This is a genomic window from Rathayibacter sp. PhB152, from assembly GCF_003751395.1.
GTDB lineage: Bacteria > Actinomycetota > Actinomycetes > Actinomycetales > Microbacteriaceae > Rathayibacter > Rathayibacter festucae.
This window is the reverse complement of record NZ_RJUT01000001.1, coordinates 565,511-592,323: the sequence shown is the minus strand read 5'-3', so window position 1 is coordinate 592,323 and position 26,813 is coordinate 565,511. Positions and strand designations below refer to the sequence as shown.

Sequence of the window (26,813 nt, the reverse complement as noted above, 5' to 3'; positions counted from 1 at the left end):
GGGGACTCCTCACAGTCGCACGAGCGGGCCCCCGCGGGACAGCACTCGCGCGAGGATGGTCGGGTGACCTCCTCCGCAGCGCCCGCCCACCCTCGCCCGCGCCTGCTCCCGAGTCTCGGGGCCGGCGTCGCAGCCGGCGTGCTCGGGCTTCTGCCCTGGCTGCTCACCGGGCTGCGGCTGCCGCTGCAGAACCTCTGGGCGACCGACGTGCTCCCGGAGGAGATGCCGCTCGCGCTCCTGCCGTTCAGCCAGTACTTCCTGACGCTGATCGTCTCGGTGATCGTGGTCGGGTCGGCCCTCGCGGGACTCGCGGCCCGGGTCGGCCGGCGCCGCGGCATCGGCCCGCTCGGCGCGGCGCTCGGAGCGGTCGGCGTGCAGGTCGTCGCGCTGGTGCAGTCGGCGCTGACCGTGTCCGCCGGGCTGCGGGAGGACCGCGACTCCGACCTCTACCTCGCGGCGATCGTCGGCGGCACCGTCGCCGCGATCGCGGTCGGCGCGCTGCTCCTGCTCGTGATCGCCCGGGCGCCGCGGGCGGGGGCGGCCGTCGCGATCGCGTTCGCTGCGGTGGCCGCCGGCGGCTGACTGACCGGAGTGGTGGCGCCGCTCAGCCGCGACGGCTCGGCCGCCGGACTCTCGCTGCTGAACGCGGTGCAGTGGCTGCCGGGGATCCTGGCCGGTCTCGCCCTCGCCTGGTGCGGGGTGCTCTCCGCCGGCCGGGTGATCGCGTGGATCGTGAGCCTCGCCGTGCTCTGGGTCGGGCCGGTGCTGGTCACCGCCGTCTCCGCCGCCGCCGGCTCGCGGGTGCTGGCCCGCTATCCGCTCGAGATGCTCGACTACGCGCAGGCCGTCTTCACCAGCGCGCTGATGCTCCCTGCTGTGTCGCTCCGCACGCCCGGGACGGCCCTGGTGGTCGCCGCGCTCGGCGTCGCCGCCCTCCGCGCCTGGCACGCCCGCCGCGCGAGGTGAGCACGCCGGCCGAGTAGCCGCGCCCTTCTTGCCGGTGGCGGAGCCGCGCCTTCCTTGCTGGTGGCGGAGCCGCGCCTTTCTTGCTGGTCGAGTGGCCCCGGAGGGGCGTATCGAGACCCGACGTGTCGGCGGTGGTGGATCTCGATACGCCCTCTGCGAGGGCTACTCGATCAGCATGAAGGGGTTGCTCGATCAGCAGGACGGCTGCCGCACCTTCGCGAGATGCCACTTGTGCACGCGACACGCCGTGAAAGGCGTGCACAAGTGGCATCTCGCGGAAGGGGTCAGGACTCGAACCAGCCCCGGGGATGGTGGTCGGCCGTCAGCGGGGTGCGCTCGCGCTTGGGGCGCGCCCACTGGACGGCGTTGGCGAGCACCCGCTTGATGTCGGGGTGGTGGTAGACGGGGTAGTCCTGGTCGCCGGGCGAGAAGTAGAACACCTTGCCCAGGCCCCGGGTGTAGGTCACTCCGGAGCGGAAGACCTCGCCGCCCGAGAAGGTCGAGAGGAAGACCGTCTCCTCGGGCACCGGGATGTCGAAGTACTCGCCGTACATCTCCTGCTCGGGGATGACGATCGGGCTCGGCACGCCCTCCGCGATCGGATGCGTCGGCGCGATCGTCCAGACCAGCTCGCGGTCGTGGTCGTTCCGCCACTTCAGCGAGCAGGTCGTGCCCATCAGCGCCTGGAAGATCTTCGAGTAGTGCCCGGAGTGCAGGATCAGGATGCCCATGCCCTCCTGCACGTGCCGCAGCACCCGCTGCACGACCTCGTCCGACACCTCCGGGTGCGCGATGTGCGCCCACCAGAGCAGCACGTCGGTCTTCGCGAGCGCCTCCTCGGTCAGGCCGTGCTCGGGCTCGGGGAGGGTCGCCGTGCGCACCGAGACGGCATCGCCGAGCGACTCCGTCAGGCCGTCGGCGATCACCCGGTGGATGCCGTCGGGGTAGTGCCGCATCACGGTCTCGTCGCCGCGCGTCTCGTGGCGGAACTCGTTCCAGACCAGGACCTCGAGGGGAGCGCTCATGCGACCGCCACCTCCTTCTTCTCGGCGGCGGAGCGGTAGATCGCGTCGACCACCCGGCTGCGGTGCAGCGCGTAGTCGCCGTAGTGGCCGGCGTAGCGGGGTCCGCCGGCGGGCGCGTCGGCACCCGAGGCGATCGCGGCGAGGAACTCCGCGATCACCGAGCGGTGGTGACCGGCGGGCACCGGCACGTCGGGGCGGGAGACCGTGGGGGCGCCGGCGACCTCGGAGTAGAACGTGAGCGTCCCCTCCGTCGCGTAGTCGGCGACGTGCAGGCGGGCGCCGCCGGCCGAGCCGAGCAGCTCGACCTCGATGTCCTCGTGCACCTTGGAGTAGCTGGCCCAGGAGGCGTCGAGCTGCAGGCTGCGGCCGTTGTCGAGGCGGAGCAGCGCACTGGAGAAGTCCTCGACCTCGAAGGCGTGCGTGCCGGTGGCGGCGACGCCGTGCGGGCGCCCGCCGCGGCCGGAGCGGCCGATCTCGCCGTAGGCGACGGCGGAGACGCTGGTCACCCGCGGCTCGCCGAGCAGGTGCAGCGCGATGTCGAGGACGTGCGAGCCGAGGTCGATCAGCGGACCGCCGCCGGCGAGCTCCTTGCTGGTGAACCAGGAGCCGATGCCCGGGATGCCGGTGCGCCGCTGCCAGCTCGCGCGGGCGTGGTAGATCTCGCCGAGCGGGGCGTCGTCGAGGTAGGTGCGCAGGTAGGCGACGTCGGCGCGGCGGCGGTGGTTGTAGGCGATCTCGAGGACGCGGTCGTTCGCGCGGGCGGCGTCGACCATCTCGGCGGCGAGCTCGGCGGTGGTGGCCAGCGGCTTCTCGCAGAAGACGTGCTTGCCGGAGGCGAGCGCGGCGACGGCGATCGGGTGGTGCAGGTGGTTGGGCACGCCGATCGAGACGACGTCGAGGTCGTCGCGGGCGACGAGCTCCTCCCAGTCGGCGTAGAGGTCGGGGACGCCGCGGGTGGCGCCGAGCTCGCGCAGGCGCCCCTCCTCCTGGCCGGCGAGCGCGACGACGCGCGCACCGGGGAGGGCCTGGAAGGCGTCGAGGTGGGTGGTGCCGGCGAAGCCGAGGCCGACGACGCCGACGCGCAACTCCCCGGGGATCTCGGTCGTGCCTGTGTTCTCGGTCATGCCGTCGAGCCTAGTCGAATTGATTCGAGCCCTCGATAAACAGGGGTCCACGAGTATCGACCCTCAGCCGCCCGGCAGCATGCATGCGAATACGGCGAGTGCTTTACTTCCGGAATGGAGATCGAGATCGTCGTCGCCGTCCTGAGCCTTCTCGCGACGATCGCTTCGATCGTGCCGATCTACATCGGCTATATGCGCAACAACCCCAAGCGGCTCCTGCTGATCGCTGTTCAGCTCCACCCTCTTGAGAACGACAGATGGCGTCTCGACCTGACACTGCGCAATCAAGGAAAGGCGGACATCCCCTCCGACTCCTTCGACGCGGGACGTCCGATCGAGGTGCACCTCGGCCGCGAGGCGCAGGGACTCGACTGGGCCGGCAGCGGGAGCCGGTCGGACAACTGGAGCCTAACCGGGCGCCCATCGGTCACGTTCTCCCCAGGTCTTCTGAAGCGAAGTGCGGACGTCGCCGCTTCCGTGACGGTGACAGGTCGACCCGAGGTTCGCGTCGAGGCGCCGCTCCGGGACATCCCCGTCAAAGAACTGATCGGACTCGGCAGCGCTCCGGCGGTACTGCAGTCCCCTTCACCGGCGATCACGAGGCCGCTTCCGTTGGCGGCAGTCGCTCCATCCGTCCCGAGCACTCCTGCTCCGGCGGATGCGGGGTCGACGACCGAGGCGAAGCCCGACTACCCGCCGCCTACCGCGGCTCCCTACGGCAGCCCGTCGGTCGGCATCCCCGCGCCCCCGCCCCTTCCTCGTCCGATGGACGATCAGGAGGAGGGGCACATCGCACTGCCGCCCTTGCGCGGCCAGCGACGCCGAGAACCCGTTCTTCGTGGCGGCTTCGGCATCTGGGCAGCTCTCAGCTGCGGCGTCATCGGATTCGTCCCCACCATCTGGGGCTCGCTCGCGTCCTCCGACCCCCGTCTCTCCTACTCACTCGTGACGGTCGGCGTGCTCTTGGGAAGTGCGGGGTTCTTCGGGCTGCTCGGGACCCTGGTGATCAGACTCCTGCGCCGCTCCCTCGAGCCACCGGCGAGCTGGCGAACCCCCGCGGAGCGCCTGCGACGACCCGGCACCCTCGCAGTACTCGCGATCACCTACATCGGGCTCATGTTCCTGGGGGCGGGCTTCGCCACCCAGGGTCCAGACTCGACCACCACTCACTGGGCCACCGCGGTAGGAATCAGCCTCCTGTTCTTCGCGATTCCCGTGAGCGGGAGTATCGGGCTCGTCCGCCTCATCAGAGCACTGGCACAACGACCGCGCACGTCGACCGGATATCCGCACCTGCCGGCGTGACCTTGTCCGAAGCCGGGGCGTCCACTCGTGCAGCAGCCGGCCTGGGGCTTCCGGAAGGACAGGGGCGACGGTGACGCGCGTGCGGCACTGTGCCTGCTGCGCGATGTGGCGAACATCACGCTGACTGATCCGGCGGTGCCTCTCCGTGCAGCGTTCGAGCTCGATCGCACAGTGGCAGAAACAGCCGCGAAGGTCCGCTCAATTGGAGTCGACATCCGGCCGCAGTTCACGACTCGATACGCGATGAACGATCCGACGCGCATCGGGGTCGCGACGACGAGCAGACCCCGTCCCGAGTCCAGTCGGTGCGCGCGGCGGCTGCGAACGGACGCATCCTGGGGCCTCGACTAAGCACAGGGCCCAGTGAAGGTCTCCTGGCGGGGTCTCGATACGCGGCCCGGGGCCGCTACTCGATCAGCATGGAGTGGGCCGGCCGCAAGTGAGGCGACGCCCGCCCGCTCTGCTGGTCGAGTCGCCCCGGAGGGGCGTATCGAGACCCACCGTCGTGAGCAGGGTGGATCTCGAGACGCCCGCTCCGCGGGCTACTCGATCAGCATGCGGCGGTCCGCTCCGCGGGCTGCTCGATCAGCATGCGGCGGTCCGCTCCGCGGGCTGCTCGATCAGCATGCGGCGGTCCGCTCCGCGGGCTGCTCGATCAGCAGGACGCGCCCCGGCGTCAGTCCGCGCGCTGCAGGCGCACCGCGATGTACTCGCGGCCCGGCAGGTCGATGCGGAAGCGGCCCGAGTAGGTGCCGGGCAGGCGCTCGATCGTCATCGCCCAGGTGTCGAGGACGTCGACCGTGTACGAGACGTCGGGCTCGAGCAGGAAGCGGCGGTAGGTCGGCCGGTCGAAGCCGAAGTAGTAGAGGTAGTACTCGCCCTCGACGCCGGCGCGCGGCACGTCCCAGTCGAGCGGGATCGGCTCGAGGCCGCGAGCGGGCCCCTCGGCCAGGACCGACTCCAGGAACGCGATCCGCGTCGGGCTCGTCCCGCGCAGCTCGCCGCCCTTCGACCACCAGAGCACGTCGTCCGGGTGCACGTAGGTCTCGCCGTGGCCGACGTAGCCACCGCGCAGCGCGCCCTCCCAGAAGCGCCGCACCAGCTCCTCGCCGGTGATGTTGCCCCAGCCCTGGTCGATGTCGCCCTCGTAGGCGCACTCGTCGATCACGACCGGCTTGCCCCAGCGCCGCCACTCGGTCGTCATCTCGGCCGTCTTGTAGACGTCCTGCCGCTGGATGCTGGCGTGCGTGATCCACGGGCGGGAGTGGTCGTAGAACTCGCGGCAGTTGTGGATCGAGAGCAGGTGCCGCGACGGGTCGTCCTCCCCCACGATCCCGGCGAAGCGCTCCCAGTCCTCCTCGGTCTTCTCGAACAGCAGGTCGTACTCGTTCGCGAGCGACCACCAGACGTTCGCGAACGAGGCGAGCCGCGCCACGGCGTAGCGCACGTAGCGGTCGTCGGCGACGGCGTCCATCGTCGAGAAGCCCCAGCGGTCGTAGGCGTGGAAGAGGATGAGGTCCGCCTCGATGCCGAGCTCGCCGAGCTGCTCGATCCGCCGCTCGAGGTGCGCCCAGAACTCCGGATCGAAGCGCTGCCAGTCGAACCCCGCCTCGGGCGAGCCCTCGAACGGGTAGAGCTCCGGCTCGTTCTCGTTGAAGAGGTACGACTTCGGGAAGACGCACATCCGCATCTTCGTGAAAGGGGCAGTTGCAAGCGCGGCGAGCGTGCGCTCCTCCAGCGCGTCGCCCTGGTGCGTCCAGGCGTAGGAGGTGGTGCCCAGCGGGCGGTGGCGGGTGCCGTCGGCGTGCGCGAAGTGGAAGGTGTCGGCCACCCGCACCGGGCCGTGCTGCCCCGCCACCGCCGCGGTCACCGAGACGGAGCCGGTGACGCCGTCGAGCGAGCGGGCGCTGCTCGAGGTTGTCCAGGCGTACTCGCCGGCGGCCTCGGGCATCCAGCGCAGCCGGTACACGCCGTCCCCGTCGTAGAAGCCGGGCACGCGCACCGAGCCGTCGGGCCCGTCGACGATCGCCGAGAGCGCGACGTCGATGAACGGGTTGCCGTGCGCGGGCCCGCGCAGCTCGATCTCGAAGCGCCCGAAGACGGAGGCGGTGGCCGGCGCGGAGACGACGGCCGACGCCAGCGGGACGTCCGCGGTCTCGTAGTCGCCGGAGGGCTCGACGTACCGCTCCTGCTCGCGGACCGGCGCCGGCTCCTCCGTCGGGATCGCGGCGACCTCGGCGAGCAGCGCCTCGCGCTCGGCCGCGTCGAGCGACTCCTCGGTGTCGACGACGAGCCCGATCGGGTAGCCGTGCAGGGTGTGCAGGATCGAGGAGTGCACCAGCCCGGGGAGGCGGCGCTCGACGATCTCGTGCCCGCGCGGGTCGCGGAGGACCTCGAACAGGCGCGTCTCGCGCGAGAACCGCTCGGCGGTGTCGGTGGTGTGCGGCACGGTCAGCCCTTCACGGCGCCGGCGAAGGCGCCCTCGACGAAGTAGCGCTGGAACATCAGGTAGACGATCAGCACGGGGAACACGGACATGATGGTGAAGGCGTTCAGCGGCCCGTACGAGCTGGTGAACTGCGACTGGAAGCCCTGCAGCGCGAGCGGGATCGTCCAGGAGTCCTGGCTCTGCAGCAGCGCGAGCGCGATGGAGTACTCGTTCCAGGTGGAGACGAAGTCGAGGATGAACAGCGCGGCGAGGGCCGGGCGGGCCAGCGGCAGGATGATCGTCAGGAACAGCCGCCAGTTGCCGGCGCCGTCGATCCGCGCGCTCTCGTCGATCTCCTCGGGGATCTGGCGGAAGAAGCCGTAGAGGATGAAGGTCTGGTACGGCAGGCCGAACGCGATGTACGGCAGGATGATGCCGAAATTGCTGCTCAGCAGCCCCAGCCCGTTGATGACCTGGAAGAGCGGCGCGATCGCGACCTGGATCGGGACCATCGCGCCGAGCGCGATCACGCCCATCAGCAGTCGCTGCCGGCGGAACCGCATCCGGGCCAGCGCGAAGGCGGCGGCCGCCGAGATGAACAGGCCGATCGGCACCTTGAAGAGCGCGATGATCAGGCTGTTGCCGCCCGCCGTGAGCAGATTGCCGCGGTCGAGCGCCTCGACGTAGTTGCCGAAGTCGGGCGACCACGGCGGCACGAAGGCCGGAGTGCTGAAGATGTCGGCCTCGCTCTTCAGCGAGGTGAAGACCATGAAGATCAGCGGGACGGCCCAGATCAGGACGGCGAAGACCAGCGCGATCCAGAGGCCGATCCGGATCCAGTCGCGGCCGCCGACCGGGCGGCGGGTGCGCTTGGGCGGCGCGACCAGGCCGGGTGAGCTGGTCGGGATGCTCGTGACGCTCATGAGTTCTTCTCCTGACGAGCCGTCCACACCATGTACGGGACGACGATGACGAGGGTGATCACGAGCAGGACCGTGGCGATCGCGTTGCCCTGGCCGTACTCGTGGTTGTTGAAGGACTGCTGGAACGACCACAGCGCGAGCACCTGCGTCTGCTGCGCCGGGCCGCCGCCGGTCATGCCGACGATCAGGTCGAACACCTTGATCGAGTTGATGATCGTGAGGACGACGACGATGACCGTGGTCGGCCGCAGCGCCGGGATCGTCACGTTGCGGAACACCTGCCAGGCGTTCGCGCCGTCGAGCCGGGCCGCCTCGACGTGGTCGGGCGAGACACTCTGCAGGCCGGCGAGGAAGAGCACCATGTTCGTGCCCGCGATCTGCCAGACGAAGGCCGCGAAGATCGAGTAGAGCGCGAGGTTCTTGTCGCCCAGCCACTGCACCTCGGCCAGCCACGGCAGGTCGAACAGCTGCGCGAGGTTCACGCCCACGCCGTAGTTCGGGTTGTACATCCAGCGCCACATGTTCGCGATGGCGATCGGGGCGAGCACGCCCGGGATGTAGAAGAGCGAGCGGAAGGCGTTGCGCCCGAACAGCGGGCGGTTCAGCGCCAGCGCCATCACCAGCCCGAGGCCGACCGGGATGAAGAGCGACAGCACCACCCAGATCAGGGTGTTCGAGAACGCGGTCCAGAACACCGGGTCCTGGGTGAAGATGCGGACGTAGTTCTGCAGTCCGACGAAGACCTGCGGGGCGCCCTGGAAGCCGGACCACTCGAAGAAGCTGAGCCGCACCGACTCGAGCGAGGGGCCGACCACGAAGACGAGGTAGGCGGCGAGCGCCGGCGCGAGGAACGGCAGGGCGGCGACGAAGCCGGTGCCGCCGAAGCGGGCGAGGGCGCGGCGGCGCGGATGCTTCCTCCGCGGCTGCTCCGGCGCGGACTGCCGCGGGCGGGCGGGGGTGGATGTCGTCATGGCGGACCTCTCGGACGTCTCGGACGCGGGGTGCTCGGGCACGGCGGCGCTCGGGCGGAGGGGACACGCGGCCCCCTCCGCCCCGGGCGTCACTGCTGGTCGATGAACTTCTGGAACTCGGCGCCGGCGTCGGCCGGGTCGAGGTCGCCGGTCGCGACCAGGTTCTGGATGCGCCAGTACTCGGTGGTCTGCGACTGCGAGAGGTTCTGGTCGTTGTTCATGTAGACGCCGGTCGCCGCCTCGGTGATCGGGTTCCAGAGGGCGTCGAAGGCGCTCTGGTCCTCGGGGGTGACGTCGACGTTGACCGAGCGGCTGCCGAAGGTGGCGATGAACGTGGCCTGCGCCTCGGGCGAGGTCAGGTAGTCGAGGAACTTCGCGGCCTCGTCGGCGTGCTCCGAGTTCGCGGAGATGTAGTTGTTCTCGTTGAAGCCGTAGATGCGGTCGGTGCCCGTGGGGAAGGCGAAGATGCCGACCGAGTCCTCGGACATGCCGGCGTCGCGGATCTGCTGGTTGAACCAGTCACCCTCGATCGCCATGGCCGCCTTGCCGGCGAAGAAGAGCGAGCTCGACTCGTCGTTGTTGATCGAGATGAAGCCGTCGTTGACGTAGTCCTTCGTCCAGGTGGCGAACTCGGTGAAGGTGTCGGTGACGCAGGACTCGTCGGCCCAGCTCGCCTCGCCGGTGACGAGGGCCTGGTAGCCGTCGGCGCCGCACTCGGTCTCGAGCAGGCTGTCGAGCAGGCGCATCACGTGCCAGTTGACGGTGCCGCCGAACTCGAACGGGGTGATGCCCGCGTCCTTCAGCTTCCCGGCGTCCTCGACCAGCTCGTCGTAGCTGGTGGGCGCGGCGTCGATGCCGGCCTGCTCGAAGAGGTCCTTGTTGTAGAAGACCGCCTCGGTGCGCTGGGTGTACGGCACGCCGTCGTAGCCGCCGTACTGGGTGACGGTGGACATCGTGGTGTCGGAGAAGCGGTCGGCCCAGCCGTACTCGTCGTAGTACTCCTTCAGGTCCAGGCTCGCGCCGGCGTCGATGAACTCGCCGCCGAGACCCGGGCCGGCCCAGGAGAAGAAGAGGTCGGGGGCGCCGCTCGTGCCGAGCGTGGTGCGCAGCGCGTCCTTGTGCGCGTCCACCGCCCGCTGCTCGACCTTGACGGTGATGTCGGGGTTCGCCTCCTCGAAGTCGCTGACGATCTCGTTGATCGTCGCGTTCGCGGAGTCGGCCGACTCGGTGAGCTTGAACCAGGTGATCTCGGTCTTCCCGCCGGAGTCGCCGCCGCCCGCGGAGCAGCCGGCCAGGCCTGCGAGGAGGAGGGCGCCCGTGGCGAGGGCGACCGATCGGGTCAGAGCACTGGAACGGGTCAGAGCACGCATCTTCGCGTCCTTTCGCTGCTCGACATCGCAGCAGCGCGACATCGACGTCGGATCCGCCGATCGGGGCCGGACTGGAGCTCCAGCGGCGGTGGATGAGGGATACGTTATCGATAACACATTCGGGCGACAATGCGCGCAACCGGTTGATGGGTCACGATCGGGTAACGGCGATCGGCCCGGAACCGGCTCAGTAGAGTGAGCGGGTCGCCGCCAGGGAGGGAGCCTCGATGTCGAGCACGTTCCCGCCCCGCGCACGGCCGAGCATGGCCGACGTCGGGCGGCATGCGGAGGTCTCGGCGCAGACCGTCTCCCGCTTCTTCACCGGTGGCTACGTCGCTCCGGCGACGCGGGTGCGGATCGAGGCGGCCATCGCCGAGCTCGGCTACCGGCACAACCGCGTCGCCCGGAACCTCCGGGTCCAGCGCACCGACACCGTCGGCTTCCTCGCGATGGGGCCGCTGAACTACGGGCACTCCGAGCTGCTGACCGGAGTGAGCCGGGCGGCGCGCGCCGAAGGGCTCTCGCTGATCACGGCCCTGCTCGAGGTCGGGCCGGACGCCCCCGGCGCCCGCGAGGAGATGCGGCACGCGGTCGACAAGCTGCTCTCCTTCCAGGTCGACGGGATCATCGTCGGCACGCCCTACGGCGGACTCGACGAGCTGGTCGAGTACATCGCCGCCTCGGTGCCGGTCGTGACGCGCTCCGAGCGCGGCGGCCCCGCGGGCGACTCGACCTACGCCGACTCCTACGGCGCCGGCTACCTCGGCACCCGGCACCTGCTCGAGCTCGGGCACCGGCGGATCCTGCACCTCGCGGGCCCGGGCGACCGCAACGAGGCCGTCGACCGCGAGCGCGGCTACCTGGCGGCGCTGACGGAGGCGGGGGTCGCCCCGCTCGAGGTGCTGCGCTGTGCGGAGTGGGACGCCGAGTCGGGAGCCGCGCAGGGCCGGGCCGTCGATCCGCAGTCCTTCACCGCGGTCTCGGCCGCCAACGACCAGATCGCGCTCGGCTTCCTCCGCGCGATGGCGGAGCGCGGCCGGACGGCGCCCGGCGACTACTCGATCGTCGGCGTCGACGACATGCCGGACTCCGCGTACTACTCGCCGCCGCTGACGACGATGCACCTCGACCACCAGCTGCTGGGCGAGAAGGCCCTGCAGATGCTGGCCGCGCGCATCCGCACCGGCGAGCGCCAGGAGCGGACCGCGGTCACCGCCCGCCTGGTGCTGCGCTCGTCGACGGCGCCGCTGCGCTGACGCGCGGTCTCCTCGTAAAAGATCACTTCATACGGATGGGAGAACCATGCTGATCGAGTAGCCCGCGGAGCGGGCGTATCGAGATCCACCACCGTCGGAACGCGAGTCTGCAGAACCGCCCTGCTGACGGTGGTGGGTCTCGATACGCCCCTGCGGGGCTACTCGACCAGCATGAAAGGGGCGCCGCGCGTCCTTTCCCTCACCACCGAGACGCGAAGCGACTTCGCCGCTCGAGACGACGCTGCGCGGCACTCGACCAGCACGGGGTGCGGCTCGACGGGTGTGCCGCCGGCCTCGTGAGTCCGCTGCGTGCCCGTCTACGGGAGGCGGATCAGGCGGGCTCCCCGGACCTCCAGGTGGACGAGCGCTCCCTCCGGAGTGCGGCCCGACACCTGGGTGATGCTCGAGACGCGCCTCGTCTCGAGATCGTGCGCCGACAGCGTCGTCGACCGGGTGAGGGTCCGGGTCTCGCCCGGCGCGAGGAAGACCCGCTCCTTCCCGCCGCGCAGCCGCACGTCCTGCAGCTCGACGTCGCCGGTGTTGGTGACCGTCACGGTCCACGTCACCCTCGTGCCGATCCTCGGCTTCTCCCCCGGAGCGAGGACGGGCGAGCCGGCGACGCGGCCGGCGAGCCCGGGCACCGCGGGGTGCTCGACCGCGGGGGTCGGTGTCGGCGTGGGCGTCGGCGTGGATGTGGGCGTGGCAGTCGGAGTCGGCGCAGGGGTCGGCGTCACGGCGGGGATCGGCAGACGATAGGAGTAGTCGGGACTCGCGTACGAGCCGGTGGGAGTGGGGATCCGGCCGAAGCTCCCCGCGGTCTCCGCGTATCCCCTGTCGAGATCCTGCTGCGTGACCGTCCTGTTCTGGACGACGTCCGTCGACCGCCCCGGCTCGATCCGGGTGCCGGCCAGGGTGAGCGGGACGTCGCCGGTGTTCGCGACATGCAGCGTGTACTGCACCGGAACGCCGACCTGCACCGTCTCGCCCGGCTTGATGAGGAACTTGCCGGTGACGGTGATCGTCATCCCGGGATGCTCGACCACGGGTCCCGCCGACGGAGCGGACGTCGGAGTCGGAGTCGGAGTCGGGGTGGGAGTCGGGGTGGGAGTCGGCGTCGCGGCGGGGATCGGCAGACGGTAGGAGTAGCCGGGTCTCGAGTACGAGCCGTTGGGAGTGGGGATCTGCCCGAGGCTCCCTGCGGTCTCCGCATACCCCCTGTCGAGGTCCTCCTGCGTAACCGTCCTGTTCTGGACGACGTCCGTCGACCGCCCCGGTTCGATCTGCGTGCCGGCCAGGGTGAGCGGGACGTCGCCGGTGTTCGCGAGGTGCAGGGTGTACTGCACCGGTGTGCCGACCTGCACCGTCTCGCCCTGCTTGATGAGGTACTTCCCGGTGACGGTGATCGTCAGACTCGGACGCTCGACGGCGGCCTCTCGTTGCGGACCGACGGGAGGTATTCGGAGCCTCGTCTCGTCGAGGTCGTACTCGGCCTCCGCGCCCCCAGGAGTGGTCAGGCTGCCGGACGTTCCCGCCATCAACATGTATCCCCTGTCGAGCTCCTCCTGTTCGATCGTCCTCTCGTAGACCACTTCCGAGACAGCTCCGACGGCGAGCGTCGGAGTGACGTGAAGACCACGGAGAGGCACATCACCGGTGTTCGTCCAGCGATACGTGAAATTCACCCGGGTACCGACCCCGATCGGACGACCCGGTTCGACGAGGAACGACCCTACGACGCTCACCTCCACGGCGGGATGCTCGACCGCAGGCGCCTGGGACGACGCGGGTGAGACGGTCTGCGAAGTGGACGGCGTCGGGGCGGGATCAGCGGCCTGAGCGGTGGTCGCCGCCGCGCCGAACAGCGCGACGGTCATCAGGACGGAGGCGGCGGCCGCGGGGCCGCGGTGGCGACGGCGGGAGCGGAGAGGCCGGGGGCGAGGACGGGACACGGGTGCTCCTCAGGGGTGGCGAGCGGGGTACGGGGGTCGAGCCCGGACAGGGTCGCACCCCGGCCACGCTCGCGCCCAACCTCTGACACCGGCGCGGCAGAACGGCACGGATCGTGCGGCGCAGCTGGACCTCAGCTGCGCGCGGACTCCACGGCGGACAGGCGCGCGCCCAGCTCGGCCAGGTCGCGGCGGACCACGGGGGCCTCGAGCGCGTCGCGGTCGGCGGCGTCGTAGGCGCCGGCGAAGGCCTCGAGCTGGCGGTGCAGCTCGGTGCGCGCGGTGCCGCGGGCGACGGGCTCGAGGCGCTGCGCCAGGCGGAGGCCGGCGCGGACGACGAGCGGCTGGTCCAGCGCGTAGGCGCGCAGGGCGAGGTAGACCTCGGCCAGGAGGTCCGCGGCGGTCGGCCAGGTGCACCACAGCCGGGCGACGCCGTCGGTGTCGCGGAATCGGGTGCGCGGGCCGTCGCCCCGGCAGAGCTCGACGAGCGCGCCGGTCAGGGCGTCGAGCGCGCTGACCGCGGTGTACGGGTCGTTGGTGCCGGTCGCGAGGCCGCGCACGCCGATCTCGACGACCTGCTGCACGGCGTAGCGGAGGTCCTGGTGCGGGGTGCGCGCGTCGGCGATCACGACCGCGGCGAGCGCCGCCTCCTCGAGGTCGCTCCCGCCGACGAGCTCGAGCACGGGGTCGCCGGCGAGCACGTGGTCGCCGGGTGAGGCGAGCATCCGCAGCACCGCGTCGTGGCGGGCGCCGAGCGCGACGAGGCGCTCGAACTCGAGCTGCTCGACGTAGCCGGAGCGGGGTGCCGTCAGCACGACACCGCCGGCGGGGAAGGGCTCCTCGCGGCGGTCCGGCTCGTCCTCGTCGCCCGACAGCTCCGCGATGACGTCCTCGAGCTCGCCGAGCACGCGCTTCTGCAGCGTGGTCACCTGCACCGACAGGGCGATGTGGTGGATGAAGTAGACCAGCACCGCGACGTCGCCGACGGCCAGCACCACGGCGAAGCCGACCGCGACGACGGGCACGAAGGCGAGGGTCGCGTCCTCCTCGGTGTGCACCGAGCGGAGCACGATCAGCGAGTAGAGGAACGTCGAGGTCAGCACCGCGAGGACGACCTGGTTGCCGCGGTCGGCCATGAAGTTGCGGACCAGCCGGGGCCCGTAGGCGGAGGACGTGGTGGCGAGGACGGAGATCGTGATCGAGAACGAGGTCGCGGCGACCCCGAGCATCGTGCCGCCGATCGCGGAGAGGATCGCCCGGCCGCCGGTGGCGGAGAGGTCCTCGACGAGGGGGAGGTCCTGGATGCCCGCGCGGATGAGCAGCCGGTCGAGCTCGATCAGCCCGAACGCCAGGGCGATCGCGAGGACGCCGAACAGGGTGGGCAGGAACCAGAACGATTCGCGGGCGTGCAGGAGCCGGGAGCGCATCCTCGAAGGCTAGACGGGTGGGCGGGTCTCGATACGCCCTGCGGGCTACTCGACCAGCATGGTTGGTGCTGACCGCGGGCCTCGCAGGGGCGGCCCCTCCATGCTGGTCGAGTAGGCCGCGCAGCGGGCGTATCGAGATCCACCGCTCCGCGAGTCGCGGCCTACGGGACGATGACCGCGCGGCCGCGGACGGTGCCGTCGTGCAGGTCGGCGTAGGCCTGGGGCGCGTCGGCGAGGGCGTACTGCTGGACCTCGACGTCGATGCGGCCCGCCTTGGCGAGCTCGAAGACCTCGATCAGCTCGCTGCGGGAGCCCCAGTAGGGGATCCGCAGGGCCGCGTCGTAGGCGATCGTGCCGAAGCCGACGGTCGCCTGGCCGCCGCCGATGCCGACGATGGTGACGTCCGACTCGACGGCGGCGACCGCGGTGGCCGTCGCGATGGTCGGGCCGGCGCCGACGAAGTCGAACACGGCGTCCGCGCCCAGCCCGCCGGTGATCTCGCGGATCTTCTCGGCTGCGGAGGAGTCGCTGATCAGCGTGACGTCCGCTCCGACGTGCTTCGCCAGCTCCAGCTTCTCCTCGCTGACGTCGAGCACGATCACCGTCGCGCCGGAGAGCGCCTTGAGGATCTGGATGCCGACGTGGCCGAGCCCGCCCGAGCCGATGACGACGGCGAAGGTGCCCGCGCCGAGCTTCGGGAGGCTGCGCTTGATCGCGTGGTACGGCGTGAGCCCGGCGTCGGTGAGCGAGACGTTCTTCACCGGGTCGAGGTCGCCGATCGGGATCAGGTGGCGGACGTCGTCGACGATCATGTACTCCGCCATCGAGCCCTGGTTGCCGAGGCCGGGCGGGCGGATGCCCTCCGCCTCGGCGTTGGTGCAGTAGTTCTCCGCGCCGCGCGAGCAGTTGAGGCAGTGGCCGCAGCCCCACGGTCCGTAGACGGCGACGGCCTCGCCGATCTGCAGGCCGGTCTCGACGCCGGGGCCGAACTCCTCGATCACGCCGGCGCCCTCGTGGCCGAGGGTCAGCGGCAGCGGGTAGTGCTGGGCGAGGTAGTCCTCCTCGGGGAGGCTCATCACGTAGTCGTCGGAGTGGCAGACGCCGGCGGCGGTCACCTTCAGCAGGATCTCGCCCGGCCCGGGCACGGGCTTCTCGATCTCGACGACCTCGGGGGCCTGTCCGACGGTGGTGTAGCGCAGTGCCTTCACGATTCCTCCTTCGCCGGGCCGCGCTCCGCGCAGTCCGACATCTGTCTGCTATCGGGTGCCCCTCCAGTATCCGCCGCTCTCCTCCAGCGCGCTCCGTGCGCCGGGGAGGGTTGACCTCGGCCCTCGCGCAGGACGGGATCCGAGCCGTGGTGTATCCATGGGGAGGGCGCAGGCGGACCGCCCGGGACGACGGAAGGCGCGACGACATGGCCCCACCGCGCCGGAAGGCGACGCTCGAGTCGGTCGCCGAGCGCGCCGGGGTCTCGCTGAAGACGGCGTCGAACGCGGTCAACGGCACGGGCCGGATGGCGGACGGCACGCGGGAGCGCGTCCGGGCCGCGGTCGAGGAGCTCGGCTACACGGTGAACGTCGCAGCCCGCAATCTGACCCGCGGACGAACCGACGCGGTGACGCTCGCCGTGCCGACCCTGAAGGCCGCCTACCTCGCCGAGCTGGCGGAGGCGGTCATCGAGACCGCCCGCGACATGGACCTCGCGGTCTCCGTCACGACCTACCCCGACGACGGCGGGGACGGCTCGCGCCGGCTGCTGCAGCGCTTCAACTCGCAGCTCACCGACGGGCTGCTCCTCTCGCTGTCCGAGCACGAGACCCTCGACCGCTCGGCGCTCGCCGTCGAGTACCCCCTGGTCTGCCTCGGGACCCGCGACACCTACGAGCTGGTGGACCGGGTGACGACCGACGACGTCGCCGACGCCCGCGCGGCCACGGCGCACCTCCTCGCACGCGGCAGCACCGCGCTGGCCGTCGTCGGCGCGCACTCGCCCTTCGACGCCGGCCGCATCGGCGCGGCCCGCGAGGGGAACGCCGAGCAGCGCCTGCGCGGGGTCGTCGAGGAGCTCGCCGCCGCAGGTCGCGCGCTCGATCCGCGCCTGGTCGGCGTCACGGGCTACGACTGGACGATCGGCTCCGGCTTCCGGGTCGCCCGCGCGCTCGTCGAGGCGGGGGTGCCGTTCGACGGCCTGGTCTGCTTCAACGACGTCCTCGCGACCGGCGCGATCTCGGCCCTGCGGGAGGGCGGACTGCGCATCCCGGACGAGGTGCAGGTGATCGGCTTCGACGACATCGAGGAGTCCGCGTTCCTCTCCCCGCCGCTCACCTCGATGGACTCGCGGATCGAGTGGATCGCCCGCACGGCGCTCGAGCGGCTGGTCGCGCGGATCGACCGGGTGGAGGCTCCCGCGACCACGCTCTTCGCCCGGTCGCAGGTCGTCGCCCGCGGCACGACACGCTGATCAGAGAAAAGTCTCCTTGCCCTCACAGGATCCTCCAGGCTAGATTCGCGTTCGTGGTACAGCGCTGTACCAAGTGGACCTGCGACGACGGAGGCACGACATGACGCGTACGACGACGAGGCGGCTCCCCGCCCTGATCGCTGCTCTGCTCGCCGGGCTGCTCGTGCTCGCCGGCCAGTCGCCCCTCGCCGGGCAGACCGCCGAGGCCGCCGAGATCCGGACGACGACGGTCGCCTTCACCGAGACCACGACCGTGCGCGGCACGCCGAACGCCACCTTCTACGAGGGCGCCTGGTCGAAGAACAGCACGCACACCTGGGCGACCGGCGGCGCGGCCTTCGAGATCGCCTTCACCGGCGAGACGGTCGCCCTCTCGGGCCGGAAGGCCACCACCAACGGCACCGCCGACGTCTTCGTCGACGGCGTGAAGATCGGCTCGGCCGACTACCGCGGCGCCCGATCGACCACGACGGTCCCGATCGCGTCCTTCACCGGGCTCGCCCCCGGCGACCACGTCCTCCGCGTCGTCACGGTCGGCTTCATCAACCACGCGTCCGCCGAGTTCACCAGCACCGTGCTCGTCGACGAGCGCGCCCGCCTCGCCGCCGCGCTCGACCGGCTGAGCGCCCTCGCCGCTCCGGACTTCACCGCGGCTTCCTGGGCCCCCTTCTCGGCCGCCGTCGCGACCGCGACCGCCGCCCGCGACGACGCCGCCTCGACCGACGCCGCCCTGCTCTCCGCCCGCAGCGCCCTCGAGACGGCCGAGACCGGCCTCGTCCGGATCTCCGGGCTGCGCGAGCGCCTCGACGAGTACCGCACCCGGGTCCCCTCCGCCTACACCGCCGCGTCCTGGGCGCCCTTCGCCGCGGCGACCGTCACCGCGGGCGAGGTCCTCGACGACGCCGGAGCGAGCGCCGCGGCCGTCGTCGCCGCGAAGAACGGCCTGCAGACCACCGCCGCCGCCCTCTTCCCGCTCGCCGACGGCACCCTTCAGACGATCGAGAACAACCGGTTCTGGCTCGACACCGCGGGCGACCCGATCTTCTCCCAGGGCGGCGGGATCTTCCGCTTCGGCGACCGCTACTACTGGTACGGCGTGGAGTACACCGGCTCGCAGCTCTACTACGACTCCCCGACCCGCACCTACACCCGGGCCGGCGAGGGCGACTTCGTCGCGGTCACCGCGTACTCCTCCGAGGACCTCGTGAACTGGACCTTCGAGAACGACGTCGCCACGAAGGACACCGTGCTGCACATCCCCGCATCGAAGGACGTCACGGGCACCTACTTCTCGGACATGGACACCCTCGCCGACGCGGTCTGGATCGGCCGGCTCGGCGTCGCCTACAACGAGCAGACCGGGAAGTACGTCCTGCTCACCCAGTTCGAGAGCCCCGACCCCGCCCGCGTCACCAACGCCGGAGTCCTCTTCCTCAGCGGCGACTCGCCCGTCGCCGACTTCGAGTACGCGAACCTGCAGACCCACATCCCCGGCGTCTACCGGAACCCGAGCAAGCCCGGCTGGGAGCAGGGCACCGGCGACCAGACCGTCTTCACCGACGACGACGGCGCGGACTACCTCGTCTTCTCCTACCGCGACGGCCGCAGCCGGACCTACGTGGGCCGGATCAGCGACACCGACTCGCTCTCGGTCGAGACGGCCGTCGAGGTCTACCGCGGCGCCGGCCGCGAGGGCAACGCGATGTTCAAGCTCGACGGCCAGTACTACGTCGCGAGCTCGGACCTGCACGGCTGGAACACCTCGCAGACCTACCTCGTGCGCTCGCTCGAGGGCCGGATCCAGGGGCCGTACTCGAGCATGTACGTCCTCCCCGGCACCGAGAAGGACTACAGCCACGTCACGCAGAGCGGCTTCTTCCTGACGGTGCAGGGCACCGAGCAGGACACCGTGATCTACGCCGGCGACCGCTGGGCCGACTTCGCCTGGAACGGCCTCGGCTACAACCAGTGGCTGCCGCTCAGCGGGACCGGCGCGGACGTCCGCTTCGAGTCGCTGAGCGAGTGGGACCTCAACGCCCGCTCCGGCGAGTGGCAGGTCGGCGCCGGCAACAACTGGATCCTCAACCCCGACTTCGCCGCCGACCGGATCGCGGTGACCACCGTCACCGGCTGGACGCAGACCACCGACCCCGCCTCGACGACCACCGGCTTCGTCTCGAACCCCTCGCCCGGCGCCGACGGCTCGCGCTTCGCGCTCCGGCTCGGCGCGGCGCAGGCCTTCTCGGGCGGCGTGCAGCAGCAGGACGAGGTCCCCGCGGGCGTCTACACCCTGTCGCTCCGCGCGGACCGGCCGGGCGGACTCGACTCCGCGCGGATCGTGGTCACCGGCGCGGACGGCGTCGAGCACCGCACCGAGATCCCCGCGACCAGCGGCTGGGCCGACGTGCGCTCGGCGGAGTTCTCGCTGCCGGCCGGCACCGCGACGGTCTCGATCCTGGCGAGCGGCCCCGGCGGCGCCGGACTGACGGTCGACGCGCTGGCTCTCCGCCGCCAGGCCGCGGCCTCCTGGTCGGCGACCTCCGTCTATCAGCAGGGCGACACGGTCCTCTTCCAGGGCTCGCTCTGGCGGGCGTCGTGGTGGACCAGCAACCAGACCCCCGGCGACCCGAACGGCCCGTGGCAGCAGCTCGCGACCGCACCCGACGGCACCGCGGTCTGGACCGCCTCGCGCATCTTCGACACCGGCGACGTCGTCGTCCACCAGGGCCAGCGCTACCGCGCGAAGTGGTGGACCCGCAACCAGGCCCCGGGCGACCCGTACGGGCCCTGGCAGCCGCTCGGCTGAGCCCGAGCGCCCTCCTCCTCCCTCCCGCAGCACCACTGTCTTCTCTCCCGCAGCACCACTGCACTCCGCAGCACCACTGCATCCGCAGCAGCACCCCACCCACACAGAAGGAACGAATCCGTGCGAAGAAGCTCCAAGAAGTTCACGACCGTCGTGGCCGTCTCCCTGCCCCTCGTCCTCGCGCTGAGCGCCTGCGCGGCCGGCGGCGGCGGTGGCGGGAACGCCGCCGGCGGAGGCGACGGCGACGAGACGCTCAGCGTCTGGGCCTGGGACCCGGTGTTCAACATCGCGGCCCTCGAGGAGGCCGAGAAGATCTACCAGAAGGACCACCCGGACTTCAAGCTGGACATCATCGAGACCCCCTGGGACGACCTGCAGCCCAAGCTGACCACCCTGGCCCAGTCGCAGCAGTACGAGGAGCTGCCCGACGTCTTCCTGATGCAGAACAACGCGTTCCAGAAGAACCTCGTCAACTACCCCGAGATCTTCAGCGAGCTGCCCGCCGACGCCGTCGACTTCGCGGAGTTCCCCGAGGCCGTCGCCGCCTACTCGACCCTCGACGACGTGCACTACGGCGTGCCGTTCGACTCGGGCACCGCCGTCACCGCGCTGCGCACCGACGTCCTCGAGGCGGCCGGCTACACGATCGACGACTTCACCGACATCACCTGGGAGGAGTTCCTCACCAAGGGCAAGGACGTCCTGGCGAAGACCGGATCGCCGCTGCTCTCGGGCCAGGCCGGCTCCTCGGACATGATCATGATGATGCTGCAGAGCGCCGGAGCCAGCCTCTTCGACGACGAGGGCAACCCCACCATCACCGACAACGACGCACTGCTCGCCGCGATCGACGTCTACAAGCAGCTCGTCGACTCGGGCGTCTTCGTCGAGGTCAACTCGTGGGACGAGTACCTCGGCACCTTCGTGAACGGCTCCGTCGGCGGCACCATCCAGGGCGTCTGGATCGTCGGCTCCATCCAGACCGCCGAGGACCAGGCCGGTGACTGGGCGATCACGAACGTCCCCTCGCTCGACGGCATCTCCGGCGCGACCAACTACACGGCCAGCGGCGGATCGTCCTGGGCGATCAGCGCGAACGCCGACGTCGACCTCGCGGCCGACTTCCTCGCCTCGACCTTCGCCGGCTCGACCGAGCTCTACGACACGATCCTGCCGAAGTCCGGCGCCGTCGCGAACTGGCTGCCCGCCGGCTCCTCGACCGCCTACGAGCAGCCGAACGAGTTCTTCGCCGGCCAGCCGATCTTCGCCGAGGTCGCCGAGTTCGGCGCCGAGGTGCCGAGCAACAACACCGGCGCCTACTACTACGAGGGCCGCGACGCCGTGAGCGCCGCGATCACGCAGATCATCGGCGGTGCGGACCCCGCCTCGGCGCTGGAGGAGGCGCAGAAGAACGTCGAGTTCGCCATGAGCTAGGGCTCGCCGCGAGCCGGCGTCGCCGAGACCCGACGTCACCGAGACCCGACGTCACCGCGAGCCGGCTCGCACCCCGGGCCGGGGAGGACTCCTCCTCCCCGGCCCGTCCCTCCCCGTCCCTCTCTCCGAGAATGCGAGCCCGCCCGTGTCGACCTCCGCCCCTCCGCGCCCGCGCCTGCGCGTCCCACCCCGGCCGCAGCGCGATCTCCGCAGCCGCCCGATCCGCATGACCGGGGAGCGCCGCCGCAGCCTCACCGGCTGGGCCTTCCTCCTGCCGGCGGCGGTGCTCATCTTCCTGGTGAGCTTCCTGCCGATGATCCAGGCCTTCCTGCTCTCGCTGCAGACCGGCCGCGGGGCGAACCTCAGCTACGCGCAGCCGTTCTGGCTGAACTACGAGCGCCTGCTGCAGGACGAGATCTTCCGGCTGACGCTGCAGAACACCTTCATCTACCTGATCATCCAGGTGCCGGTGATGCTGATCATGGCGCTGGTGCTGGCCAATCTGCTCAACACCAGGAACCTGAAGTTCAAGACCTTCTGGCGCACCGCGATCTTCCTGCCGTGCGCCGTCTCGCTCGTCGCCTACTCGCTCGTCTTCCGCACGATCTTCGCCAACGACGGCTTCGTCAACGACGTGCTGATGGGCGTCGGCCTGATGGACTCGCCGATCAACTGGCTCGGCAATCCCGACACCGGGCGCTTCGTCATCATCCTCGGACTGCTCTGGCGCTGGACCGGCTACAACATGGTCTTCTACCTGGCGGCGCTGCAGAACGTCGACTACTCGAGCATCGAGGCCGCGCGGATGGACGGCGCGAACGCGCTGCAGACCTTCTGGCACGTCACGATCCCGCAGCTGAAGCCGATCATCCTGCTCACCGCGATCATGTCGACCAACGGGACGCTGCAGCTCTTCGACGAGTCGTGGGCGCTGACCAGAGGCGGCCCGGCCTACACGACCATGTCGATGTCGCACTACCTCTACGAGGTCTCGTTCCTGAAGAACCCGAACTTCGGCTACGCCTCCGCCCTCTCCTACGTGATCCTCATCCTCGTCGCGGTCCTCGCGTTCGTTCAGCTGAAAGTCGGTGACAAGCGTGATTGAGCGCGTCAGCACCCTGCCCGCGATCGAGGACGTCGAGTCCGTCACTCCGAGCGAGTCCGTCCCCGTCCGCAGCGCGCCGCTCTCCTCGCGGCTGCGCGGCCTGCCGAAGTACCTCTTCCTCTCGGTCTTCGCGCTCTTCTCGATCTTCCCGCTCTACTTCATGGCCGTCTCGGCGACGAACACCAGCCAGGACGTCCTCGACTCGCGGATGATCCCGGGCCTGGCGCTCTTCGACAACTTCGCCGGACTGCTCGATCTGCAGGACGTCGGCTCGGCGATGTGGAACTCGGCGACCGTCGCGGTGGGCACCACGGTGCTCGCGCTGATCGTCTGCTCGATCGCCGGCTACGGCTTCGAGGTCTTCCACTCGCGGGCCAAGGACCTCCTGATGGCGATCCTGCTGATCGCGATCATGATTCCGTTCGCGGCGACGATGATCCCGCTCTTCCAGGTCTTCGCCGAGGTCGGGATGATCAACTCCCTCGGCGCGGTCATCATCCCGGCGATCTCGACCCCGTTCCTGATCCTGCTGTTCCGGCAGGCCTCGCGCTCGTTCCCCTACGAGATCATCGAGGCCGCGCGGATCGACGGGGTCAGCGAGCTCGGGATCTTCGCCCGGATCTACCTGCCGTCGATGCGCTCGACCTACGCCGCGGCCGCAGTCATCACCTTCATGACCGCCTGGAACAACTTCCTCTGGCCCAAGGTCATCCTGGTGAACAACGACTTCCAGACCATGCCGATGCTGATCTCGAACCTCAGCGCGGGCTACGTCGTCGACTACGGCGTGCTGATGCTGGCCGTCTTCCTCGCCTCGGTACCCACCGTCATCGTCTTCATGGTCCTGCAGCGCTCCTTCGCCGAGGGCATCACCGGGGCGATCAAGTGAGCCTCGCGGAGCTCCCGGGCGAGGCGGCGCCCGCCACCGGGTTCGACCTCGCCCGGCTCTCCGACCCCGGCTTCTTCGCCGAGAACCGGCGGCCGGCGCACTCCGATCACCGCTGGTTCCGCTCCTCGGACGAGGCCGCGACGGGCGTCAGCTCGTTCGAGCAGTCGCTGAACGGGCTGTGGCGGATCCACTGCGCGCCCCGGCCGGCCGACGCGCCGGCGGGCTTCGAGCGGCCGGAGTTCGACGCGGGCGACTGGGAGCTGATCCCCGTGCCCGCGCACATCCAGCTGCACGGCCACGACCGCCCGCAGTACGTGAACACGCAGTACCCCTGGGACGGGCGCGAGAGCATCCTGCCCGGGCAGGCGCCCGAGCGGTTCAACCCGACGGCCTCCTACCGGACGACCTTCGAGCTGGACGCGCCGCTCGCGCCCGGCGAGCGGATGGCGCTCGACGTGCGCGGCGCCGAGAGCACGATCGCGCTCTGGCTGAACGGCGTCTACCTCGGCTTCTCGGCCGACAGCTTCTCGCCCGGCGAGTTCGACCTCACCGAGGCGCTGCTGCCCGGCGAGAACCTGCTCGCCGCGCAGGTGGTCAAGTGGAGCGCCGGCTCGTGGCTCGAGGACCAGGACTTCTTCCGCTTCTCCGGGATCTTCCGCGACGTCGTGCTGCTGCGCCGCCCGCGCGCGCACGTCGAGGACCTCCGCGTGCGGACGACGGTCGACGACGACGGTGCCGGCATCGCGGTCGAGCTGCGGCTCGACGGGGCGGGCTCGGCGACGGTCGAGCTCGACGGCGTCGGCCCGCTGCGGCTCGATCCGGACGGCGTGCACCGTCTCCGGCTCGCGGAGCCGCGGCTGTGGAGCCCCGAGGACCCGCACCTGCACCGCCTGACGGTGCGCGTGCGGGACGCGGACGGCGCCGTGACCGAGGTGGTCCCGCAGACCGTGGGGCTCCGCCGCTTCGCGATCGAGGACGGCGTGCTCAGCCTCAACGGGCGGCGGGTCGTCTTCCGCGGGGTCAACCGGCACGAGTTCGACCTGCAGGGGCGGGTCGTCGACCGGGCGCAGACGGAGGAGGACCTCCGGATCCTCAAGCGGGTGGGCGTCAACGCGATCCGCACCAGCCACTACCCGAACAACTCCTACTTCTACGACCTCGCCGACGAGTACGGCTTCCTCGTGATCGACGAGATGAACCTCGAGACGCACGGGCTGTGGGACCGCGTCCGCTACCTCGACGCGCCGCTCGCCGAGTCGGTGCCCGGCGACGACGGCCGGTGGGCGCCCGCGCTGCACGACCGGGCGCGGAGCCTGCTCGAGCGCGACAAGAACCACCCGAGCGTGGTGATGTGGTCGCTCGGCAACGAGTCGTTCGGCGGCACCGTCCTCCGCGATCTCGCCGACTGGTTCCGCGCGGTCGACGACCGTCCGGTGCACTACGAGGGGGTGCACTGGGACTCGCGCTACCCGGAGACGACCGACGTGGTCAGCCAGATGTACACGCCGGCGGCGGAGATCGAGGAGTACCTCGCGGAGCACCGCGACAAGCCGTTCCTGCTCTGCGAGTACGCGCACGCGATGGGCAACTCCTTCGGCGCGGTCGACCGCTACCTCGATCTGGCCGAGCGGGAGCCGCTCTTCCAGGGCGGCTTCATCTGGGACTTCGCGGACCAGGCCGTCGCGATGACCGACCGGCACGGCGTGCCGTTCCTCGGCTACGGCGGCGACAGCGGGGAGTCGCCGCACGACGGCGACTTCAGCGGCAACGGGATCCTCTTCGCCGACCGCACGCCGACGCCGAAGCTGCAGGAGGTCGCGCACCTGTACCAGCCGTTCCGCGTCGACGTCTCGGCGGCGGAGATCGTGATCGGGAACCGGCTGCTGGCCACCTCCTCCTCCGCGTACGCGGCGGTGGTCGTGCTGCGGCGGGAGGGGCGGGTGCTGGCGGAGAGGGAGCTCGCGACCGACGTCGCCGCGGGTGGGTCGTCGACCTTCCCGCAGCCGGTGCCGCTGCCGGAGCTGCCGGGCGAGTACACGCTCGACGTCGAGCTGCGGCTGCGCGAGGACACGCGGTGGGCGGCGGCGGGACACGTCGTCGCGCGCGGGCAGCACGTGCTCGAGGTCGCGGGGCATGCGCGGCCGGAGCACGCGCCGCGGCCCGAGCTCATCGACGGCACCCACAACGTGGGCGTCGTCGGCGAGCACTTCAGCGTCCTCTTCTCCCGGCTGCACGGCGGGCTGATGTCGTACCGCTGGGGCGGCGGGCCCGAGGGCGGCCGCGAGCTGCTCACCTCGATCCCGACGCCGTCCTTCTGGCACGCGCCGACCTCGAACGAGCGCGGCTGGGGCGGTCCCTTCGAGGACGGGCAGTGGCTGCTGGCGAGCCGCTACGCGCGGGCCGCGGGCGAGGCGCTGCGGACGGCGCGGGTGTCCGTCGAGGAGCACGCGGTGGTCGTCGGCTTCCGCTACGAGCTGCCGACCACTCCGCGCGCGGTCTGCGACGTCGACTACCGGGTCACGGGCGACGGGCGGATCGAGGTGACCGTCGCGATGACGGTGCCGGACGGGCTGCCCGATCTGCCCGAGTTCGGGATGCAGCTGACCACCGGCGCCGACGCGCACCGGCTGCGCTGGTACGGCGACGGACCGGACGAGTGCTACTCCGACCGCCGGCTGGGGGCGCGCCTGGACGTCTGGGAGAGCGACGTCGCGCGGGAGCTGACCCCGTACCTCAAGCCGCAGGAATCGGGCAGCCGCACCGGAGTGCGCTGGGCCGAGGTGACCGACGACACGGGCTTCGGCCTGCGGCTCGACTGCGCCGGCGGGATGGAGTTCTCGGCCCTGCCGTGGACGCCGTACGAGATCGAGAACGCGCAGCACCCGAACGAGCTGCCGCCGGTGCAGCGCACCGTGCTGCGTCCGGCGCTGCGCCGCCGCGGCGTCGCGGGCGACGACTCCTGGGGCGCGCGCCCGCACCCCGAGTACGAGGTCCGGCCGCTCGACGGCCGCCTCGAGTTCCGCTTCGGCCTGACGGGCGTCAGCGGCTGACGCGCGGGTCTCGATACGCCGCTGCGCGGCTACTCGACCAGCATGCTGGCGCGCCCCCTGCCGGTCGAGTAGCCCGCGCAGCGGGCGAATCGAGACCCCGCCGCGCACAACATCAGCTGAGAGCACAGGGCCTCCCCCGTCAGCGGAGGGACCCCCGTCTCAGCTGGTGTTGTGCGCGGCTTCAGCGGCGACCCGCGCCTCATGCCGGCCGAGCAGCCCGCGCCGCGGGCACCCCATGCCGGTCGAGTAGCCCGCGCAGCGGGCGTACCGAGACCCACCCACCCCGCGCACTCCCCCGCAACAGCCCCGAAACGCGCGCTCGCTAGG

Annotated in this window: 19 protein-coding genes; 10 read left to right on the top strand and 9 right to left on the bottom strand. The window is 71.0% G+C overall.

Annotated elements, in window-relative coordinates:
• Positions 1-63: 63 nt before the first annotated feature.
• Together EDF36_RS02595 and EDF36_RS02590 are read left to right on the top strand one after the other, a co-directional pair.
• Positions 64-582 (top strand): hypothetical protein, encoded by a 519-nt coding sequence (locus EDF36_RS02595; protein ID WP_123731777.1) that lies wholly within the window; start codon positions 64-66, stop codon positions 580-582.
• A 9-nt stretch (positions 583-591) separates the two neighbouring features.
• Positions 592-966, top strand: a complete 375-nt coding sequence (locus EDF36_RS02590; RefSeq protein WP_221181591.1) for a hypothetical protein — start codon at positions 592-594, stop codon at positions 964-966.
• 284 nt (positions 967-1,250) lie between these two features.
• Here EDF36_RS02590 and EDF36_RS02585 read toward each other — a convergent pair whose 3' ends face one another.
• Both EDF36_RS02585 and EDF36_RS02580 read right to left on the bottom strand, forming a co-directional pair.
• A complete protein-coding gene (locus tag EDF36_RS02585) occupies positions 1,251-1,991 on the bottom strand; it encodes a ThuA domain-containing protein (RefSeq protein ID WP_123705721.1) in 741 nt (246 codons plus the stop codon).
• Positions 1,988-3,115 carry a Gfo/Idh/MocA family protein gene (locus EDF36_RS02580; RefSeq protein ID WP_123731775.1) on the bottom strand — a complete coding sequence of 376 codons (1,128 nt, stop codon included), beginning with the start codon at positions 3,113-3,115 and terminating at the stop codon, positions 1,988-1,990. Before EDF36_RS02580 ends, EDF36_RS02585 begins: the two co-directional genes overlap by 4 nt.
• A gap of 114 nt (positions 3,116-3,229) precedes the next feature.
• Between EDF36_RS02580 and EDF36_RS02575 the strand changes: the two genes are divergently transcribed.
• Entirely contained in the window at positions 3,230-4,420 is a 1,191-nt protein-coding gene (locus tag EDF36_RS02575) for a hypothetical protein (RefSeq protein WP_123731774.1), read from the top strand.
• 676 nt (positions 4,421-5,096) lie between these two features.
• Here EDF36_RS02575 and EDF36_RS02570 read toward each other — a convergent pair.
• The 4 genes from EDF36_RS02570 to EDF36_RS02555 all read right to left on the bottom strand — a co-directional run bounded on the left by EDF36_RS02570 (position 5,097) and on the right by EDF36_RS02555 (position 10,112).
• A complete protein-coding gene (locus EDF36_RS02570; RefSeq protein WP_260300488.1) occupies positions 5,097-6,869 on the bottom strand; it encodes a DUF5605 domain-containing protein in 1,773 nt (590 codons plus the stop codon).
• Between the two features lie 2 nt (positions 6,870-6,871).
• Positions 6,872-7,771, bottom strand: a complete 900-nt coding sequence (locus tag EDF36_RS02565; protein WP_123731773.1) for a carbohydrate ABC transporter permease — start codon at positions 7,769-7,771, stop codon at positions 6,872-6,874.
• A complete protein-coding gene (locus tag EDF36_RS02560) occupies positions 7,768-8,742 on the bottom strand; it encodes a carbohydrate ABC transporter permease (RefSeq protein WP_123705725.1) in 975 nt (324 codons plus the stop codon). Before EDF36_RS02560 ends, EDF36_RS02565 begins: the two co-directional genes overlap by 4 nt.
• 89 nt (positions 8,743-8,831) lie before the next feature.
• A complete protein-coding gene (locus tag EDF36_RS02555) occupies positions 8,832-10,112 on the bottom strand; it encodes an ABC transporter substrate-binding protein (RefSeq protein WP_123731772.1) in 1,281 nt (426 codons plus the stop codon).
• A gap of 227 nt (positions 10,113-10,339) precedes the next feature.
• Here EDF36_RS02555 and EDF36_RS02550 point away from each other — a divergent pair, with 227 nt between their 5' ends.
• Entirely contained in the window at positions 10,340-11,368 is a 1,029-nt protein-coding gene (locus EDF36_RS02550) for a LacI family DNA-binding transcriptional regulator (RefSeq protein ID WP_123731771.1), read from the top strand.
• Between the two features lie 317 nt (positions 11,369-11,685).
• Here EDF36_RS02550 and EDF36_RS21110 read toward each other — a convergent pair whose 3' ends face one another.
• From EDF36_RS21110 to EDF36_RS02530, 3 genes are all read right to left on the bottom strand, one after another.
• Positions 11,686-12,903: a hypothetical protein gene (locus EDF36_RS21110; RefSeq protein WP_185020339.1), complete on the bottom strand. Its 1,218-nt coding sequence runs from the start codon at positions 12,901-12,903 to the stop codon at positions 11,686-11,688.
• Between the two features lie 545 nt (positions 12,904-13,448).
• Positions 13,449-14,741, bottom strand: a complete 1,293-nt coding sequence (locus EDF36_RS02535) for a DUF2254 domain-containing protein (protein ID WP_123731768.1) — start codon at positions 14,739-14,741, stop codon at positions 13,449-13,451.
• A 161-nt stretch (positions 14,742-14,902) separates the two neighbouring features.
• The gene (locus EDF36_RS02530; protein WP_123731767.1) at positions 14,903-15,949 is read right to left on the bottom strand and encodes an NAD(P)-dependent alcohol dehydrogenase; all 1,047 of its coding nucleotides are present in this window, start codon (positions 15,947-15,949) and stop codon (positions 14,903-14,905) included.
• 206 nt (positions 15,950-16,155) lie between these two features.
• Between EDF36_RS02530 and EDF36_RS02525 the strand changes: the two genes are divergently transcribed.
• From EDF36_RS02525 to EDF36_RS02500, 6 genes are all read left to right on the top strand, one after another.
• On the top strand, positions 16,156-17,202 hold the full coding sequence (locus tag EDF36_RS02525; RefSeq protein ID WP_123731766.1) for a LacI family DNA-binding transcriptional regulator: 1,047 nt from the start codon (positions 16,156-16,158) through the stop codon (positions 17,200-17,202).
• Positions 17,203-17,302: 100 nt separating this feature from the next.
• Positions 17,303-20,008, top strand: a complete 2,706-nt coding sequence (locus EDF36_RS02520; RefSeq protein WP_123731765.1) for a carbohydrate-binding protein — start codon at positions 17,303-17,305, stop codon at positions 20,006-20,008.
• Between the two features lie 120 nt (positions 20,009-20,128).
• A complete protein-coding gene (locus EDF36_RS02515) occupies positions 20,129-21,442 on the top strand; it encodes an extracellular solute-binding protein (protein ID WP_123731764.1) in 1,314 nt (437 codons plus the stop codon).
• A gap of 226 nt (positions 21,443-21,668) precedes the next feature.
• Positions 21,669-22,547, top strand: coding sequence for a carbohydrate ABC transporter permease (locus EDF36_RS02510; RefSeq protein ID WP_123731763.1), 879 nt, complete (start codon positions 21,669-21,671; stop codon positions 22,545-22,547).
• On the top strand, positions 22,540-23,436 hold the full coding sequence (locus EDF36_RS02505) for a carbohydrate ABC transporter permease (RefSeq protein WP_260300487.1): 897 nt from the start codon (positions 22,540-22,542) through the stop codon (positions 23,434-23,436). Before EDF36_RS02510 ends, EDF36_RS02505 begins: the two co-directional genes overlap by 8 nt.
• Positions 23,433-26,486 (top strand): glycoside hydrolase family 2 TIM barrel-domain containing protein, encoded by a 3,054-nt coding sequence (locus tag EDF36_RS02500; protein ID WP_123731762.1) that lies wholly within the window; start codon positions 23,433-23,435, stop codon positions 26,484-26,486. Before EDF36_RS02505 ends, EDF36_RS02500 begins: the two co-directional genes overlap by 4 nt.
• The last annotated feature ends 327 nt before the right edge of the window (positions 26,487-26,813 follow it).